The sequence below is a fragment of the Pseudomonas sp. NPDC089407 genome (assembly GCF_044900445.1).
Taxonomy (GTDB): domain Bacteria; phylum Pseudomonadota; class Gammaproteobacteria; order Pseudomonadales; family Pseudomonadaceae; genus Aquipseudomonas.
In genome coordinates this window covers 267,457-284,697 of sequence record NZ_JBJDNB010000003.1, presented here as the reverse complement: position 1 = coordinate 284,697, position 17,241 = coordinate 267,457, and the positions used below count along the sequence as shown (strand labels likewise).

The following is a 17,241-nucleotide window of genomic DNA, read 5'->3' as shown; positions in this document are numbered from 1 at the left end:
TACGGAGATCGGTTCATCAGGCCAACCTGGTGAAAATCAGGGCCTGCCTGGCGGCAGGCCGTTACCGGCCCGCACACAAAAAATCTGACAGTTCCGCGATGGGCCGCAAAGCGGCCCTAACGGCCTTACTCCACCAGTTCGACCAGCACCGTCCCTTCGCTGACCATGTCCCCTTCCAGGCAGAACAACGCCTTCACCGTCCCGGCATGCGGCGCGCGAATGCTGTGTTCCATCTTCATCGCCTCAAGCACCACCAGCGCCGTGCCTGTTTCAACCACCTGCCCAGGTTCGACCAGCACCCGCACGATGCTGCCGTTCATGGGCGCGCCCAGGCCGCCTTGATGGCTGTGGCTGGCCTCCGCCTTGGCAATCGGGTCGAAGGCTTCGATCGCATGCATCTCGCCGTCCCACTGCAGGTACAGCGTGCCACCCCGGCGAATTGCCAAGTGCTGGGTGCGCACCCCATCCTGGTCATGCACCAACTGCTCGCCGAGCAATTGCCAGGTAGAAGCAGCGCTGCGCTCCAGGGCAACCGCCTGATCCTGACCACCACTCACCAAATGCAGGCTTGCGCGTGGGGGCAAGCCCAGGCGCAGGCCGTTGCGCTCCCCCCATGGCGAATCACGGTCATCATCCCGCTGCTGCCCGGCCTGGCCTTGCAGCCACACCTCGGCTGCCGCCTCCCAGAAGGCTGCCGGCAACGCCTGTGGCGCTGGCAGCAAAACGTTCTGGTGACGTGGAATAAAGCCAGTATCCAGCTCCGCCGCCGCAAACGCCGGGTGCGCCAGAATGCGCCGCAGGAAGGCAATGTTGGTCTTCAACCCGCCAATGGCAAACTCATCAAGCATGGCCAGCAAACGCAGGCGCGCCTGCTCGCGGTCTTCGCCCCAGGCAATCAGCTTGCCCAGCATCGGGTCGTAGAAGGGCGACACCACATCGCCTTCGCTGACCCCACTGTCCACTCGACGGCCTTCGCCGGCAGCGGACTCACGGTACAACGTCAGCCTGCCGGTCGCCGGCAGGAATTCGTTGGCCGGGTCTTCGGCATACAAACGCACCTCAATGGCATGGCCCTTCAGCGGCACCTGCTCTTGGGTGATCGGCAGCGCTTCACCACAGGCCACGCGAATCTGCCAGGCCACCAGGTCAAGGCCGGTAATGGCTTCGGTGACCGGGTGCTCCACTTGCAAGCGGGTGTTCATCTCCATGAAGAAGAACTCGCCGCGCGCATCGAGCAGGAATTCCACGGTGCCGGCGCCCACATAACCGATGGCCTGGGCCGCGCGTACCGCCGCCTCACCCATGGCCCGGCGCAGTTCTGGTGACAGGCCAGGGGCAGGCGCCTCTTCGACCACTTTTTGATGGCGACGCTGGATCGAGCAGTCGCGCTCGTTGAGGTACAGGCAATTGCCGTGCTGGTCGGCAAACACCTGGATCTCCACGTGCCGCGGCTTGAGCACGTACTTTTCCACCAGCATGCGCGCATCGCCGAACGACGACTGCGCTTCACGCTGGGCCGAGGCGAGGGCGTCGGCCAGTTGGCTTTCTTCCTCGACCACTTTCATGCCCTTGCCGCCGCCGCCGGCGCTGGCCTTGAGCAGCACCGGGTAGCCGATGCGTTCGGCGGCGGCGCGGAAGGTGTCCAGGTCCTGGGCTTCGCCGTGGTAGCCCGGCACCAGTGGCACCCCGGCAGCTTCCATCAGTGCCTTGGCCGCCGACTTGCTGCCCATGGCGTCGATGGCGCTGGCTGGCGGGCCAAGGAAGATCAGCCCGGCCTGTTCGATGGCGCGGGCAAAGCCGGCGTTCTCGGACAGGAAGCCATAGCCCGGGTGGATGGCCTGGGCGCCGCTGGCCTTGGCGGCGGCCAGCAACTTGTCGACCAGCAGGTAGCTGTCGGCAGCCTTGGTGCCGCCGAGGTCAACGCGGATATCGGCTTCGCGGCTGTGCCGGGCGTCACGGTCGGTGGCGCTGTGCACGGCAACGGTGGTCAGGCCCATGGCCTTGGCGGTGCGCATCACCCGGCAGGCGATTTCGCCACGGTTGGCGACCAGCAGGGTGGTCAAAGTGGGGCGGCTCATGGGCGCGGCTCCTTCTTGTCATCGGTTTGCCAGGCAGGGCGGCGTTTTTCCAGAAAGGCGCGCAGGCCTTCTTGGCCTTCGGCGCTGACGCGGATACGGGCGATGGTGTTTTCGCAGTAGCGGCGCAGGGCCGGGCTGAGTTCGCCATCGTCCACTTCGCGCAGCAGGTCTTTGGTGGCACGCAGCGCCTGCGGGCTGTTGTGCAGCAGGTTGCTTACCCAGGCTTCGACCTGGGCGTCCAGTTCGCTGGCCGGGTACACCTCGGCCAGCAGGCCCAGCTCTCGCGCCCGCACGCCGCTGAAGCGCTCGGCGGTGAGGGCATAGCGGCGCGCTGCACGCTCGCCAATGGCCTTGACCACGAACGGACTGATGACGGCCGGCGCCAGGCCGATGCGCACTTCTGACAGGCACAGCTGGGCGTCTTCGGCGCCTATGGCCATATCGCAGCAACTGATCAGGCCCAGCGCACCGCCAAAGGCCGCACCTTGCACCACGGCCAGGGTGGGCGCCTTGAGGCGGTGCAGGGCGTACATCAGCTCGCCCAGCTCGTGGGCGTCATCCAGGTTGGTGTTGAAGTCCAGCTGCGCCGACTGCTGCATCCAGGCCAGGTCGGCGCCGGCGCTGAAGTGCCGGCCACGGCCACGCAGCAGCACAAAACGCAGGCCTGAATCTTCGGCCAACTGGTCGATGGCGACGATCAGCTCGCGGATCATCAGTGCGTTGAAAGCGTTGTTCTTGTCCTCGCGGCTTAGCCACAGGGTGGCGAAGCCGCGTGGGTCGCGGATCACTTCGAGGGTGCTGAAATCGCTCATGGGTCACATCCGGAAAATGCCGAAGCGGCTCTGTTCGATCGGGGCGTTCAGCGCAGCGGACAACGCCAGGCCGAGCACGTCGCGGGTCTGCGCCGGGTCGATGACGCCGTCGTCCCACAGGCGGGCGCTGGAGTAGTAGGGGTGCCCCTGGTGCTCGTACTGGTCGAGGATCGGCTGCTTGAGCCTGGCTTCGTCCTCGGCACTGAAGGCCTGACCGCTGCGTTCGCTCTGCTCGCGCTTGACCTGGGCCAGCACGCCGGCCGCTTGTTCAGCCCCCATCACGCCAATGCGTGCGTTGGGCCACATCCACAGGAAGCGTGGGTCGTAGGCGCGGCCACACATCCCATAGTTGCCGGCACCAAAGCTGCCGCCGATGATCACCGTGAACTTCGGCACTTGGGCACAGGCCACGGCGGTCACCAGTTTGGCGCCGTGCTTGGCGATGCCGCCTTCTTCGTACTTTTTACCGACCATGAAGCCGGTAATATTCTGTAGGAACAGCAGCGGGATGCCACGCTGGCAGGCCAGCTCGATAAAGTGCGCGCCCTTTTGCGCCGCTTCGGCGAACAGGATGCCGTTGTTGGCCAAAATCGCCACCGGGTACCCGTGCAGGTGGGCGAAGCCACACACCAGGGTGGTGCCGAACAGCGCCTTGAACTCATCGAACACCGAGCCGTCGACCAAGCGCGCGATCACCTCGCGCACATCGAACGGTTGCTTGGCATCGGCAGGCACCACGCCGTACAGCTCGTCGGCGGCATACAGCGGCGCCACCGGGGCCAGGCGCTGCAGCTTGCCCAGCTTGTGCCAGTTGAGGTTGGCCACGCTGCGCCGGGCGATGGCCAGGGCGTGTTCGTCGTTGTCGGCATAGTGGTCGGCCACGCCGCTGGTGCGGCAGTGCACGTCGGCGCCGCCGAGGTCCTCGGCGCTCACCACTTCACCGGTGGCGGCTTTTACCAAGGGCGGGCCGGCGAGGAAGATGGTGGCCTGCTGGCGCACCATGATCGCTTCGTCTGCCATCGCCGGCACGTAGGCGCCGCCAGCGGTGCACGACCCCATTACCACGGCAATCTGTGGTATGCCTTGCGCGCTCATGTTGGCCTGGTTGAAGAAGATCCGCCCGAAGTGCTCGCGGTCGGGGAACACTTCGTCCTGGCGCGGCAGGTTGGCGCCGCCCGAGTCCACCAGGTAGATGCACGGCAAGCGGTTCTGCAGGGCGATGGTTTGCGCACGCAGGTGCTTCTTCACCGTCAGCGGGTAGTACGAACCGCCCTTTACCGTGGCGTCGTTGGCCACGATCATGCATTCCACGCCTTCGACGCGGCCGATGCCGGCGATCACGCCCGCAGCCGGCACGTCTTCGCCGTATACCTCATGGGCGGCCAGCTGGCCGATCTCAAGGAATGGCGAGCCCGGGTCCAGCAGGCGGTCGATGCGCTCGCGCGGCAACAGCTTGCCCCGCGAGGTGTGCCGCTCCTGGGCCTTGGGCCCGCCGCCCTGGGCGACCTGGGCGAGCAGGCCACGCAGGGCCTGGACCTGTTCGAGCATGGCCGCGCTGTTGCCGGCGAACTCCGCCGAACGCGGGTTGATCTGGGTGTGCAAGGTAGCCATGTGCGCCCGTCCCCTTATGCTCAGCGGGTTTCGTTGAACAGTTCGCGGCCAATCAGCATCCGGCGGATTTCGCTGGTGCCGGCACCGATTTCGTACAGCTTGGCGTCGCGCAGCAGGCGGCCAGCCGGGAATTCGTTGATATAGCCGTTGCCACCGAGAATCTGGATCGCCTCCAGGGCCATTTGCGTGGCGCGTTCGGCGGTGTACAGGATCACCCCGGCGGCGTCCTTGCGGGTGGTTTCTGCACGGTCGCAGGCCTGGGCCACGGCATACAAGTAGGCACGGCTGGCGTTGAGCTGGGTGTACATGTCGGCGATCTTGCCCTGGATCAGCTGGAACTCGCCGATGCTCTGGCCAAACTGCTTGCGGTCGTGGATGTACGGCACCACCAGGTCCATGCAGCTTTGCATGATGCCGGTCGGGCCGCCGGACAGCACCACCCGTTCGTAGTCCAGGCCGCTCATCAGTACGCGCACGCCGCCGTTGAGCTGGCCGAGGATGTTTTCCTCCGGCACCTCGACGTCATCGAAGAACAGCTCGCAGGTGTTGGAGCCGCGCATGCCCAGCTTGTCGAACTTGTTGCTGCGGCTGAAGCCTTTCCAGTCACGCTCGACGATGAACGCGGTAATGCCGTGGGCGCCCTTGTCCAGGTCGGTCTTGGCGTAGATGACGTAGGTGTTGGCATCGGGGCCGTTGGTGATCCAGGTCTTGCTGCCGTTGAGCACGTAGCGGTCGCCGCGCTTTTCGGCGCGCAGTTTCATCGACACCACGTCGGAGCCGGCGTTGGGTTCGCTCATGGCCAGGGCGCCAATGTGTTCGCCACTGATCAGCTTGGGCAGGTACTTGAGCTTCTGCTCGTGGTTACCGTTGCGGTTGATCTGGTTGACGCAGAGGTTGGAGTGGGCGCCGTAGGAGAGGGCCACCGAGGCCGAGCCACGGCTGATTTCTTCCATCGACACCACGTGGGCCAGGTAGCCCAGGCCGGCGCCGCCGTATTCTTCCGATACGGTGATGCCCAGCAGGCCCATGTCACCGAACTTGCGCCACATGTCGGCGGGGAACAGGTTGTCATGGTCGATTTGCGCGGCGCGCGGGGCCAGTTCGGCGGTGACGAAGGTACGGACTTGGTCGCGGAGCATGTCGATGGTTTCGCCCAGGGCGAAGTTCAGGGTGGGGTAATGCATGCTGGGGCACCTTGTTGTTCTTGAAATTGGGTTACACCGTAGCTCAAGGGTTTCTCTGGGGAGTGGCCTGGCTTTTGTGGGAGCGGGCTTGTCCCGCGAATGCGTAAGCAGGGTCACCGTCATTGCCTGACAAATCGCATTCGCGGGGCAAGCCCGCTCCCACAAAAAACCGCCCCTCACACCGGCTTCCACAAATAGCATGGGTGTCGTTCATCACCTTTACGTTAACGTAAACCTGCGCGCGATCACTGTCAACGAACTCGTCACCTTTACGTAAACGTAAATCTGCGCCAGAGTATTCCCGCTTGCTTCAGTCGTGCCCAGAACAACCACAAGAAGGGACACCCATGAGTCAACCGAGCTATACCCGCGGTCGCCAGGACCAACCCCTACTGACCCAGACCATCGGCCAGGCCTTCGACGCCACCGTGGCCCGCTGTGCCGAGGGCGAGGCCCTCGTATCGCGCCACCAAGGCCTGCGCTACAGTTGGCGGCAGCTGGCCGAACAGGTTGAAGTGCATGCCCGCGCGCTGATGGCGCTGGGTGTGAATACTGGCGACCGGGTCGGCATCTGGTCACCCAACTGCGCCCAGTGGTGCATCCTGCAGCTGGCCAGCGCCAAGGTCGGCGCGATTCTGGTCAACATCAACCCGGCCTACCGCGTGGGCGAACTGGAGTACGTGCTGCGCCAGTCCGGCTGCCGTTGGCTGGTGTGTGCCGATGCCTTCAAAACGTCCGATTACCACGCTATGGTCCAGGAACTGGTACCGGAGCTGGCCGGTGCCACTGTGGGTGAACTTGCCAGCCAAAGCCTGCCGGACCTGCGCGGCGTGGTCAGCCTGTCTGCCAACCCGCCGGCCGGCTTCCTGCCCTGGCAAGCGCTGGCTGAGCGGGCAGGGCAGACCACCACCGAGGCCTACCTTGTCCGCCAGCGTAGCCTGCAGTTCGACCAGCCGGTGAACATCCAGTACACCTCCGGCACCACCGGCGCGCCCAAGGGCGCCACGCTCAGCCACTACAACATCCTCAATAACGGCTTCATGGTCGGCGAAAGCCTGGGCCTTAGCGAGCGCGACCGCATGGTGATCCCGGTGCCGCTGTACCATTGCTTCGGCATGGTCATGGCCAACCTCGGCTGCATCACCCACGGCAGCACCATGGTCTACCCCAACGACGCCTTCGACGCAGAACTCACCCTGCGCGCCGTGGCCGAAGAGCGCGCCAGCATCCTCTATGGCGTGCCGACCATGTTCATCGCCATGCTCGACCACCCGTCGCGTGCGCACATGGACCTGTCGACCCTGCGCAGCGGTATCATGGCCGGAGCCACCTGCCCGATCGAGGTCATGCGCCGGGTCATCGACCAGATGCACATGGCCGAAGTGCAGATTGCCTACGGCATGACCGAAACCAGCCCCGTGTCGCTGCAAACCGGCCCCGACGACGACTTGGAGCTACGCGTGACCACCGTCGGCCGTACCCAGCCGCAGCTGGAGAACAAGCTGGTGGACGCCGACGGCTGCATCGTCCCGCGCGGCGAAATTGGCGAGCTGTGCACCCGCGGCTACAGCGTGATGCTCGGCTACTGGGACAACCCGCTGGCTACGGCGCAAGCCCTCGATCCGGCTGGCTGGATGCATTCAGGCGACCTGGCGGTGATGAACGAGCACGGCCATGTGCGCATTGTCGGGCGCAACAAGGACATGATCATTCGCGGCGGCGAGAACATTTACCCGCGTGAACTGGAAGAGTTCTTCTACACCCACCCGGCGGTGGCCGATGCGCAGGTGATCGGCATTCCCTGCAGCCGTTATGGCGAGGAAATCGTCGCCTGGATCAAGCTGCACCCGGGACATAGCGCCACGGCTGAAGAACTTCAGGGCTGGTGCAAGGCACGCATTGCGCACTTCAAGGTGCCGCGGCATATCCGCTTTGTCGATGAGTACCCAATGACCGTGACTGGGAAGGTGCAGAAGTTTCGCATGCGGGAGATCAGTGTGGCGGAGATTTCGGCTGTAGCTGCGGGTTGATGTGCTGGGGGCATCCTGCCCTTTCGCGGCGGTTCGACGCCTCGATATACCCGCGAAGAGGCCAGCCCTGCCAGCACACAATCCTGGTCTACCCTTACCCCTTCACCGGCGGCTCCTGACTCGGCGGGTCGCCCACCGTGGGCGGCATGGTCGGCTTGATTGGCAGCTCGTCCGGCTCTTCTTCCGGGACCGGCGGCGGCAAGCTCGGGTCGTCGATGTTCGGATCGGGGGTTTCCGGTGGGATAGGAATGTTCATGGCCAGACCTCGCGTGGGTAAATGAAGAGGCGCTGCAGGCTTCGACCGCCGGTACCTGCAATTCGCTCAAATTTTTTGAACCCCCACGCGCGCGCGCGGCTCTGAACCCTTACCGCCACCAGCCCAAGGGAGCAAGGCCTGATGTCTCTTAACGAGCCCTTCGAAAGCGTGCCCATGGCCAATGACCACCCGGATCAGGCCATCAGCCTGGCGCAAGCCTTGCTGGCCCCGCGTATCGCAATCGAGGCCACCCAGCCGGTGCTCGACGGTGGGGCCTTTGCCGCCAAGGCCATCAGCAACCAGCCGGTGGCCGTCAGCAGCAAAGTGTTCACCGACGGCCATGATCGCATGGCGGTGGTGCTGAACTGGCGTCAGGCCGGCAGCCGGCGCGTCCACTGCGTGCCCATGACCTCGCCCGGTAACGACCTCTGGCTTGGCGAATTCACGCCGACCGAAATCGGCCCCCACCTGTTCAGCATCGAGGCCTGGATCGACCCGTATGCCACCTACTGCTATGACTTGGAAAAGAAATTCCAGGCTGGGGTGGAGATCAAGCTGGAGCTTGAGGAGGGCCGTTTGCTGTTGGGCAAAGGCATCCAGCTCAGCGATGGCCCATTGCGCGAACAGTTGCAGGCGCTCGCGGATCGCTTGCCGTCGCTGTCGGCAGCGGATCAGGTTGCCTTGCTGCTCGGCGCCGAGGCCACGCGCCTGATGAGCGAGGCCGAGCACCGCAGCTACCTGACCCGCAGTATCGAATACCCGTTGGATGTAGACCGCCCCGAGGCGCAGTTCGCCAGCTGGTACGAGCTCTTTCCGCGCTCCATCACCGACGACCCCGAACGCCATGGCACCTTCAGCGACGTGCACCAACGGCTGCCGATGATCCGTGACATGGGCTTCGATGTGCTGTATTTCCCGCCCATCCACCCGATCGGCAAACAGCACCGAAAAGGCCGCAATAACGCCCTGCAAGCCCAGCCCGGTGACCCAGGCAGCCCCTACGCGATCGGTAGCGCAGAAGGTGGCCACGACGCCATCCACCCGCAACTGGGCAGCCGCGAAGATTTTCGCCGGCTGGTCTCTGCTGCCGCCCAGCACGGCCTCGAAATCGCCCTGGATTTCGCCATCCAGTGTTCGCAAGACCACCCCTGGTTGACCGAGCACCCGGGCTGGTTCAGCTGGCGCCCCGACGGCACCATCCGCTATGCGGAGAACCCGCCCAAAAAATACCAGGACATCGTCAACGTCGATTTCTACGCGCCCGAGGCAGTGCCGAGCCTGTGGCTGGCCCTACGCGACGTGATCATCGGCTGGGTCGAGGAGGGCGTGAAAACCTTCCGCGTCGACAACCCGCACACCAAGCCACTGCCGTTCTGGCAATGGCTGATTGCCAATGTGCGTAGCCAGTACCCTGACGTGCTGTTCCTTGCTGAAGCCTTCACCAAACCGGCAATGATGGCGCGGCTGGGCAAGGTCGGTTATGCGCAGAGCTACACCTACTTCACCTGGCGCAATACCAAGCAGGAACTGCGCGAGTATTTCGAACAGCTCAACCAGCCGCCATGGAGCCAATGCTACCGGCCGAATTTCTTTGTTAATACACCCGACATCAACCCCTTCTTCCTGCAACATTCCGGCCGCGCCGGCTTTTTGATCCGTGCCGCGCTGGCCACCATGGGGTCGGGCCTGTGGGGCATGTATTCCGGTTTCGAGCTGTGCGAGGCAGCGAGCTTGCCGGGCAAGGAAGAGTACCTGGATTCAGAAAAGTACGAGATTCGCCCGCGAGACTTCACCCAGCCGGGCAACATCATTGCCGAGATCGCGCAGCTCAACCGCATCCGCCGGCAGAACCCGGCGCTACAGACGCACCTGGGCGTGGCGTTCTTCAACTGCTGGAACGACAACATCCTGTACTTCGCCAAGCGCACACCCGAGCGCGACAACTACATCCTCATCGCCGTCAGCCTTGACCCACACAATGCGCAGGAAGCGCATTTCGAGTTGCCGCTGTGGGAGTTAGGCCTGGATGACGACGCCGAGACCCATGGTGAGGACCTGATGAACGGCCACCGCTGGTCGTGGTACGGCAAGACCCAATTCATGCGCATCGAGCCCTGGCACCAGCCGTTCGGTATCTGGCGAATAGAAAAGGCCCGTTAGCACGGCGTACATCATTCCCTGTGGGAGCGGGTTTACCCGCGAAACAGACACTGCGGTCTATGGCACCGGCTTTGCCGGTGTTCGCGGGTGAACCCGCTCCCACAGGGATGCGGCAATTTGGGCAAGTCAGCCGCATTCACAAGTGGCCTAGGCAAACCTGAAAATGAAAGGAGTCGCACATGGCCAAGCGTTCCCGCCCGGCAGCCTTCATCGACGACCCACTGTGGTACAAGGACGCCGTTATCTACCAGCTGCACATCAAGTCGTTCTTCGATTCGAACAATGACGGCATCGGCGACTTCGCCGGCCTGATCAGCAAGCTCGACTACATCGCCGAGCTGGGCGTCAACACCTTGTGGCTGCTGCCGTTCTACCCTTCGCCACGCCGCGACGACGGCTACGACATCGCCGAATACAAGGCCGTGCACCCCGACTACGGCAGCATGGCCGATGCCCGCCGTTTCATCACCGAGGCGCACAAGCGCGGCCTGCGGGTAATCACCGAGCTGGTCATCAACCACACCAGCGACCAGCACCCCTGGTTCCAGCGCGCCCGCCACGCCAAACGCGGCAGCAAGGCCCGCGACTTTTACGTGTGGTCGGATGATGACCAGAAGTACGACGGCACACGCATCATCTTCCTCGACACCGAAAAGTCCAACTGGACCTGGGACCCCGTCGCCGGCCAGTACTTCTGGCACCGTTTCTACTCGCACCAGCCCGACCTCAACTTCGACAACCCGCAGGTACTCAAGGCGGTAATCGGGGTGATGCGCTTCTGGCTCGACCTGGGTGTCGACGGCCTGCGCCTGGATGCCATTCCTTACCTGATAGAGCGCGACGGCACCAACAACGAAAACCTCGCCGAAACCCACGACGTGCTCAAGGCGATCCGCGCCGAAATCGACGCCAACTACCCCGACCGCATGCTGCTGGCCGAAGCCAACCAATGGCCTGAAGACACCCGCCCGTACTTCGGCGAAGGTGCCGGCGACGAATGCCACATGGCCTTCCACTTCCCGCTGATGCCGCGCATGTACATGGCCCTGGCCATGGAGGACCGTTTCCCGATCACCGATATCCTGCGCCAGACCCCGGAAATCCCTGCCAATTGCCAGTGGGCGATCTTCCTGCGTAACCACGATGAGCTGACCCTGGAAATGGTCACCGACCGCGAGCGCGACTACCTGTGGAATTACTACGCCGAAGACCGCCGCGCGCGCATCAACCTGGGGATTCGCCGGCGCCTGGCACCCCTGTTGCAGCGTGACCGCAGGCGTATCGAACTGCTCACCAGCCTGCTGCTGTCGATGCCTGGCACACCCACTCTGTACTACGGCGACGAACTGGGCATGGGCGACAACATCTACCTCGGCGACCGCGATGGCGTGCGCACCCCCATGCAGTGGTCGCCGGACCGCAACGGCGGTTTCTCCCGCGCCGACCCGCAGCGCCTGGTACTGCCGCCGATCATGGACCCGCTGTACGGCTACCAGACGGTCAACGTCGAAGCACAAAGCCACGACCCGCACTCATTGCTGAACTGGACCCGGCGCATGCTGGCGGTGCGCAAGCAGCAGAAGGCCTTTGGCCGCGGCACTTTGCGCACCCTCACACCCAGCAACCGACGCATCCTCGCCTACATCCGCGAGTACACCGATACCGACGGCAATACCGAGGTCATCCTGTGCGTGGCCAACGTCTCCCGCGCCGCCCAGGCTGCCGAACTGGAATTGTCACAATTCGCCGACAAAGTACCGGTGGAGATGCTCGGCGGCAGCGCCTTTCCGCCCATCGGCCAGCTGCCGTTCCTGCTGACCTTGCCACCCTATGCTTTCTACTGGTTCCTGCTGGCCAGCCGCGACCGCATGCCCAGCTGGCACATCCAGGCCACCGAGGGGTTACCCGAATTGACTACGCTAGTACTGCGCAAGCGCATGGAAGAACTGTTGCAAGCCCCGGCAAGCGATACCCTGCAAGGCACCATCCTGCCGCAGTACCTGCCCAAGCGCCGCTGGTTTGCCGGCAAGGAAGCGCCGATCGACGCCGTGCGGCTTTGCTACGGTGTGCGTTTCGGCACCGCTACCACGCCGGTATTGCTGGGCGAAATCGAAGTGCTCAGCGACGGCACGGCCAGCCGTTACCAGTTGCCGTTCGGCCTGCTGCCCGAAGAGCAGATCAACACCGCGTTGCCACAGCAACTGGCCCTGTCGCGGGTGCGCCGTGCCCATCAGGTTGGCCTGATAACCGACGCTTTCGTGCTGGAGCCCTTCATCCGCGCCGTGCTGCGCGCCTGCCAGGATGGCCTGCGCCTGCCGTGTGGCAATGGCGAGGGTGAGCTGCACTTCGAAAGCACGCAGGCGCTGGCCAGCCTGGGGCTGAACGAAGAAAGCGAAGTGCGCTACCTCAGCGCCGAGCAGTCCAACAGCTCGGTGGTGATTGGCGACCGCGTGGTGCTCAAGCTGATCCGCCGGGTCAACCCAGGTATTCACCCGGAACTGGAAATGAGCGCCTACCTGACCGCTGCGGGGTTTGCCAATATTTCGCCACTGCTGGCCTGGGTCAGCCGGGTGGACGAGCAGGCGGCACCGCATTTGTTGATGATCGCCCAGGGTTACCTGAGCAACCAGGGCGATGCCTGGGCCTGGACCCAGAACACGCTGGAACGGGCCATTCGCGACCAGATGGAGCCGTCCAGCCAGGAGGGCGAGGCACACACCGACGCCCTGGCCGAACTCACCGGCTTTGCTGCCTTGCTCGGCCAGCGCCTGGGCGAGATGCACCTGCTGCTGGCTGCGCCAACCGATGACGAGGCTTTCCAGCCACGCCCAAGCGACGCACAGGACAGCCAGCGCTGGCATGCACAGATCAGCGCCGAGCTGACCCATGCCCTCGACCTGCTGGCCCAGCACCGTGACAGCCTCGACCGTGACAGCCAGGCGCTGGTCGACGACCTGCAACAACAGCGTGATGGCCTGGCCCAGCACATCAGCCAACTGACCGAGCAGGCCCAGGGCGGTTTGTTGATGCGCGTGCATGGCGACCTGCACCTGGGCCAGGTGCTGGTGGTGCAGGGCGATGCCTACCTGATCGATTTCGAAGGCGAACCGTCCCGGCCGCTGCAAGAGCGCCGGGCAAAACACAGCCCGTACAAGGATGTCAGCGGCGTGCTGCGATCCTTCGACTATGCTGCTGCGATGATCTTGCGCAGCGCGTCTGCGGTGGACCTTTCCGACCCGGCGCGGCAAGCCCGGCAACGGGTCGCCCGGCAGTACCTGCACCAGTCGCGGCATGCCTTTGTCGAAGCCTATGGCCTGGCCACCGCCGCCATGCCCCACGCCTGGCAGCAGGTCGAAGGCGAGCGTGCCGCACTGGAGTTGTTCTGCCTGGAAAAGGCCGCCTACGAAATTACATACGAAGCCGAAAACCGTCCGAGTTGGCTGGCCGTGCCTTTGCATGGCCTGCATGGACTGATCAGTACTTGGGGAGAGTCAGAATGAACGTTACAACGCGTGAAAACGGCGGCCTTCGGCAACGGGACCTTGACGCCCTGGCCCGCGCCGAGCACGCCGACCCATTTGCGGTGCTGGGCCCCCATGGCGATGGCGCAGGCGGCCAGGTCGTCCGCGCCTTCCTGCCCAATGCCCTGAATGTGCGCATTCTGGCGCGGCATGACGGGCGCGTCCTCGCCGAAATGGAGCAGGGCAGCCTGCCCGGTTTGTTCAGCGCGCACCTTGATGAGTCACACCCCTACCAGTTGCAGATCGGCTGGGCCGGTGGTGAGCAGATCACTGAAGACCCCTACAGCTTTGGCCCGCAACTGGGCGACATGGACCTGTACCTGTTCGCCGAAGGCAACCACCGTGACCTGTCCGGGCGCTTTGGTGCGCAGCCGATGCAGGTCGATGGCGTCGACGGCGTGTGTTTCTCGGTGTGGGCACCGAACGCCAAGCGGGTCTCGGTGGTGGGCGACTTCAACAACTGGGACGGCCGCCGCCACCCAATGCGCCTGCGCCACAGCGCCGGGGTATGGGAGCTGTTCATTCCGCGGCTGGGCGTGGGTGAAACCTACAAGTACGAAGTGCTCGGCAAGGACGGCATTTTGCCCCTGAAGGCCGACCCGCTGGCCCGTGCCACCGAGCTGCCACCAAGCACCGCGTCCAAGGTCGCCGGTGAGCTCAGCCATGCCTGGCAAGACCACGACTGGATGGCGCAACGCGCGCAGCGCCATGCCTACAGCGCGCCACTGTCGATCTACGAGCTGCACCCCGGTTCGTGGCGTTGCGAGCTGGATGAAGCGGGCGAAGTCGGGCGCTACTACAACTGGCGCGAGCTGGCCGAACGCCTGGTGCCCTATGTGCAGGAACTGGGCTTTACGCATATCGAACTGCTGCCGATCATGGAGCACCCGTTCGGTGGCTCCTGGGGCTACCAGCCGCTGTCGATGTTCGCCCCCACCTCGCGCTACGGCAGTGCCGAGGACTTCGCCGCTTTCATCGATGCCTGCCACCAGGGCGGCATTGGCGTGCTGCTGGACTGGGTACCGGCGCATTTCCCCACTGACGAACATGGCCTGGCTCGCTTCGACGGCACGGCACTGTACGAATACGACAACCCCCTGGAAGGCTACCACCAGGACTGGAACACGCTGATCTACAACCTCGGCCGCAACGAGGTGCGCGGCTTCATGATGGCCTCGGCATTGCACTGGCTTAAGCACTTCCACATCGACGGCCTGCGTGTTGATGCGGTGGCTTCAATGTTGTACCGCGACTATTCGCGCAAGGCCGGCGAATGGGTGCCTAACCGCCACGGCGGGCGCGAAAACCTCGAAGCCATCGATTTCATCCGCCACCTCAATGGCGTGGCTGCCGTCGAGGCTCCCGGGGCGCTGATCATCGCCGAAGAATCCACCGCCTGGCCCGGCGTCAGCCAGCCAACCCAGCAAGGCGGGCTGGGCTTTGCCTACAAGTGGAACATGGGCTGGATGCACGACACCCTGCACTACATCCAGAACGACCCGGTGCACCGCACCTTCCACCATAACGAGATGAGCTTCGGGCTGATTTATGCCTACTCCGAGCATTTCATCCTGCCCATCTCCCACGACGAAGTGGTGCACGGCAAGCACTCGCTGATCGACAAGATGCCCGGTGACCGCTGGCAGAAGTTCGCCAACCTGCGCGCCTACCTCACGTTCATGTGGGCGCACCCAGGCAAGAAGCTGCTGTTCATGGGCTGTGAGTTCGGCCAATGGCGTGAGTGGAACCACGACAGCGAGCTGGACTGGTACCTGCTGCAGTACCCCGAGCACCAGGGCGTGCAGCGCCTGGTCGGCGACCTCAACCGCCTGTACCGCGAAGTGCCGGCGCTGCACGAGCAAGACTGCCAGCCGCAGGGCTTCCAGTGGCTGATCGGGGACGATGCGCAAAACAGCGTGTATGCCTGGCTGCGCTGGAGCAGCGGTGGCGAGCCGGTGCTGGTGGTGGCCAACTTCACCCCGGTACCGCGCGAGGGCTATCGCATTGGTGTGCCGTTTGGTGAGCGCTGGCAGGAGCTGTTGAACAGCGATGCCGAACTGTATGCCGGGTCGAATGTCGGCAACCTTGGGGTGGTGGAGAGTGACCAGGAGGCCAGCCATGGCCAGCCACTGTCGCTGGCGCTGAACTTGCCGCCGCTTGGGGTGTTGATCATGAAACCAGCCTGATCTTTTGCCTGTACCGGCCCTATCGCCGGCAAGCCAGCTCCCACAGCTAGCACACAGTACTGAAGGGCTGTGCAGGACTTGTGGGAGCTGACTTGCCGGCGATAGGGCCGGGGCAGGCTACCACCGCATCCGCACCCCCAGGCTACCAATCAGCCCATTCAAATCATTGTCATCCACGTCACTGCTGTAATCGGCACTCACAAACAAGGCCACCGCAGGTGTCACCCGCGCCACCAGCCCCAGGCCCAGTTCCACCGTGGTCGAATACCGCGAGCTGGAGATCTTGTCGACCTGGTCGAGCTTCACCTCATCGGCATTACTAAAGTCATACCACACGTTGGTTCGCACATACGGTTCGATCGGCATGCCGCGCACCTCATAGCGCCCGGACAACTTGGCGCCGACCCGGCCACTCCAGCTCGGCTGGCTGTCAAACGCTTGCAAGGTTTCTTCCTGGACCCGGCTGCCAGGGAAGAACTGCTGGTTGATCAATTGCGCCTGTGGCTCGATCACCCAGCTGCCACCCAGCTTGATGGGAATGCCACCTTCGAGGGAGAAGGTCATTGCGTGACCGCTGTCGTCCAGCCGCTGGCCGCTCTCGCCGCGGCCATTGACGTCGATGCGCGAGCCCATGGCCACGGCATCCAGGTGCCAACCCTGTTCATGGGTCATGCTCCAGTACACCCCCAGGCTTTCACCACTCAGGTTCACCGCATTGCGCTGCTTGTCGCCCAGCAGCGGGCGCATGCCGTTGAAGCTGCTTTGCAGGTTGTTGTGCCCGACGAAAATCCCCGCACGGTGCACGTTGCCCGCAGCGGTTTCACGCACGAACAGGTCCGGGCCGATCATCAATTGCTGGCTGGGTGCTTCAAGCTGGTCTGGCGGCTGTGCACCGTTGCGTGTGCCGGCAGGAAAGAACTGCGCCCACTGGCTGGCAGTCAGGTCGGGTACCGCCTGCCCGTGGCGCTCGCTCATCCTTTGCGAAAAGGCATCCAGGGTGGCGATGTTCAAAGCACTGGCACTGACCGGGTCCAGCGATAGCTGTGGCACTACCGTCTGCTGCAGAAAGCCCGGCGAAGCGGGGTCGCCCTGCAGTTCGAACGCGAAAGTTTCCACCGGGGTTGCCAGAAGCAGCGACGTGGAAACCGCGTGGAAAAGACGGTCGAAGCGCAGTGGGCCCGAGGTGTTTTTCATGGCGGATCTCCTTTGTTTTGTGGGGTACAGCCCATGGACTGGCCTGTTGTCACGAGCTGTACGGCAAAAACAGAGGGCGACGCAAACCAGCACGCCGGCTTTCGCAAACGCGCACAAAAGCGCGAGCTAGGGGCCCGGCACGAGATCTTTACGACTAGGTAATGTTCAGCTAAGGAGAGGTAGCCGCTTGCGTCAAGAAAGCGTGAAGG

General features: G+C 63.9%; 10 protein-coding genes. 4 read left to right on the top strand and 6 right to left on the bottom strand.

Features of this window, described 5'->3' with window-relative positions:
* Positions 1–125: 125 nt before the first annotated feature.
* The 4 genes from ACI2KG_RS04515 to ACI2KG_RS04500 are packed head-to-tail and all read right to left on the bottom strand — an operon-like array spanning position 126 to position 5,685.
* Positions 126–2,078 carry an acetyl/propionyl/methylcrotonyl-CoA carboxylase subunit alpha gene (locus ACI2KG_RS04515; RefSeq protein ID WP_404660956.1) on the bottom strand — a complete coding sequence of 651 codons (1,953 nt, stop codon included), beginning with the start codon at positions 2,076–2,078 and terminating at the stop codon, positions 126–128.
* The gene (locus tag ACI2KG_RS04510; protein WP_404660954.1) at positions 2,075–2,890 is read right to left on the bottom strand and encodes a gamma-carboxygeranoyl-CoA hydratase; all 816 of its coding nucleotides are present in this window, start codon (positions 2,888–2,890) and stop codon (positions 2,075–2,077) included. Before ACI2KG_RS04510 ends, ACI2KG_RS04515 begins: the two co-directional genes overlap by 4 nt.
* A gap of 3 nt (positions 2,891–2,893) precedes the next feature.
* On the bottom strand, positions 2,894–4,501 hold the full coding sequence (locus ACI2KG_RS04505) for a carboxyl transferase domain-containing protein (RefSeq protein ID WP_404660953.1): 1,608 nt from the start codon (positions 4,499–4,501) through the stop codon (positions 2,894–2,896).
* A gap of 20 nt (positions 4,502–4,521) precedes the next feature.
* Positions 4,522–5,685: an isovaleryl-CoA dehydrogenase gene (locus ACI2KG_RS04500; protein ID WP_404660952.1), complete on the bottom strand. Its 1,164-nt coding sequence runs from the start codon at positions 5,683–5,685 to the stop codon at positions 4,522–4,524.
* A gap of 347 nt (positions 5,686–6,032) precedes the next feature.
* Here ACI2KG_RS04500 and ACI2KG_RS04495 point away from each other — a divergent pair, with 347 nt between their 5' ends.
* Positions 6,033–7,715, top strand: a complete 1,683-nt coding sequence (locus ACI2KG_RS04495; protein ID WP_404660951.1) for an AMP-binding protein — start codon at positions 6,033–6,035, stop codon at positions 7,713–7,715.
* Between the two features lie 94 nt (positions 7,716–7,809).
* Here ACI2KG_RS04495 and ACI2KG_RS04490 read toward each other — a convergent pair whose 3' ends face one another.
* Positions 7,810–7,971 carry a hypothetical protein gene (locus ACI2KG_RS04490; RefSeq protein ID WP_400620347.1) on the bottom strand — a complete coding sequence of 54 codons (162 nt, stop codon included), beginning with the start codon at positions 7,969–7,971 and terminating at the stop codon, positions 7,810–7,812.
* A gap of 141 nt (positions 7,972–8,112) precedes the next feature.
* Between ACI2KG_RS04490 and ACI2KG_RS04485 the strand changes: the two genes are divergently transcribed.
* The 3 genes from ACI2KG_RS04485 to glgB all read left to right on the top strand — a co-directional run bounded on the left by ACI2KG_RS04485 (position 8,113) and on the right by glgB (position 15,838).
* Positions 8,113–10,131, top strand: coding sequence for an alpha-1,4-glucan--maltose-1-phosphate maltosyltransferase (locus ACI2KG_RS04485; RefSeq protein WP_404660950.1), 2,019 nt, complete (start codon positions 8,113–8,115; stop codon positions 10,129–10,131).
* A gap of 179 nt (positions 10,132–10,310) precedes the next feature.
* The gene (treS, locus tag ACI2KG_RS04480) at positions 10,311–13,631 is read left to right on the top strand and encodes a maltose alpha-D-glucosyltransferase (RefSeq protein WP_404660949.1); all 3,321 of its coding nucleotides are present in this window, start codon (positions 10,311–10,313) and stop codon (positions 13,629–13,631) included.
* Positions 13,628–15,838: a 1,4-alpha-glucan branching protein GlgB gene (gene glgB / locus ACI2KG_RS04475; protein WP_404660948.1), complete on the top strand. Its 2,211-nt coding sequence runs from the start codon at positions 13,628–13,630 to the stop codon at positions 15,836–15,838. The genes treS and glgB overlap by 4 nt, the downstream gene beginning before the upstream one ends.
* 117 nt (positions 15,839–15,955) lie before the next feature.
* Here the strand turns inward: glgB and ACI2KG_RS04470 are convergent, their stop codons facing one another.
* A complete protein-coding gene (locus ACI2KG_RS04470; RefSeq protein ID WP_404660947.1) occupies positions 15,956–17,032 on the bottom strand; it encodes an autotransporter domain-containing protein in 1,077 nt (358 codons plus the stop codon).
* Between the last annotated feature and the right edge of the window lie 209 nt (positions 17,033–17,241).

Coding starts and splice junctions, on each gene's coding strand:
- ACI2KG_RS04515 (WP_404660956.1), bottom strand. CDS start 2,078: ATGAGCCGCCCCACTTTGACCACCCTGCTGGTCGCCAACCGTGGCGAA.
- ACI2KG_RS04510 (WP_404660954.1), bottom strand. CDS start 2,890: ATGAGCGATTTCAGCACCCTCGAAGTGATCCGCGACCCACGCGGCTTC.
- ACI2KG_RS04505 (WP_404660953.1), bottom strand. CDS start 4,501: ATGGCTACCTTGCACACCCAGATCAACCCGCGTTCGGCGGAGTTCGCC.
- ACI2KG_RS04500 (WP_404660952.1), bottom strand. CDS start 5,685: ATGCATTACCCCACCCTGAACTTCGCCCTGGGCGAAACCATCGACATG.
- ACI2KG_RS04495 (WP_404660951.1), top strand. CDS start 6,033: ATGAGTCAACCGAGCTATACCCGCGGTCGCCAGGACCAACCCCTACTG.
- ACI2KG_RS04490 (WP_400620347.1), bottom strand. CDS start 7,971: ATGAACATTCCTATCCCACCGGAAACCCCCGATCCGAACATCGACGAC.
- ACI2KG_RS04485 (WP_404660950.1), top strand. CDS start 8,113: ATGTCTCTTAACGAGCCCTTCGAAAGCGTGCCCATGGCCAATGACCAC.
- treS (WP_404660949.1), top strand. CDS start 10,311: ATGGCCAAGCGTTCCCGCCCGGCAGCCTTCATCGACGACCCACTGTGG.
- glgB (WP_404660948.1), top strand. CDS start 13,628: ATGAACGTTACAACGCGTGAAAACGGCGGCCTTCGGCAACGGGACCTT.
- ACI2KG_RS04470 (WP_404660947.1), bottom strand. CDS start 17,032: ATGAAAAACACCTCGGGCCCACTGCGCTTCGACCGTCTTTTCCACGCG.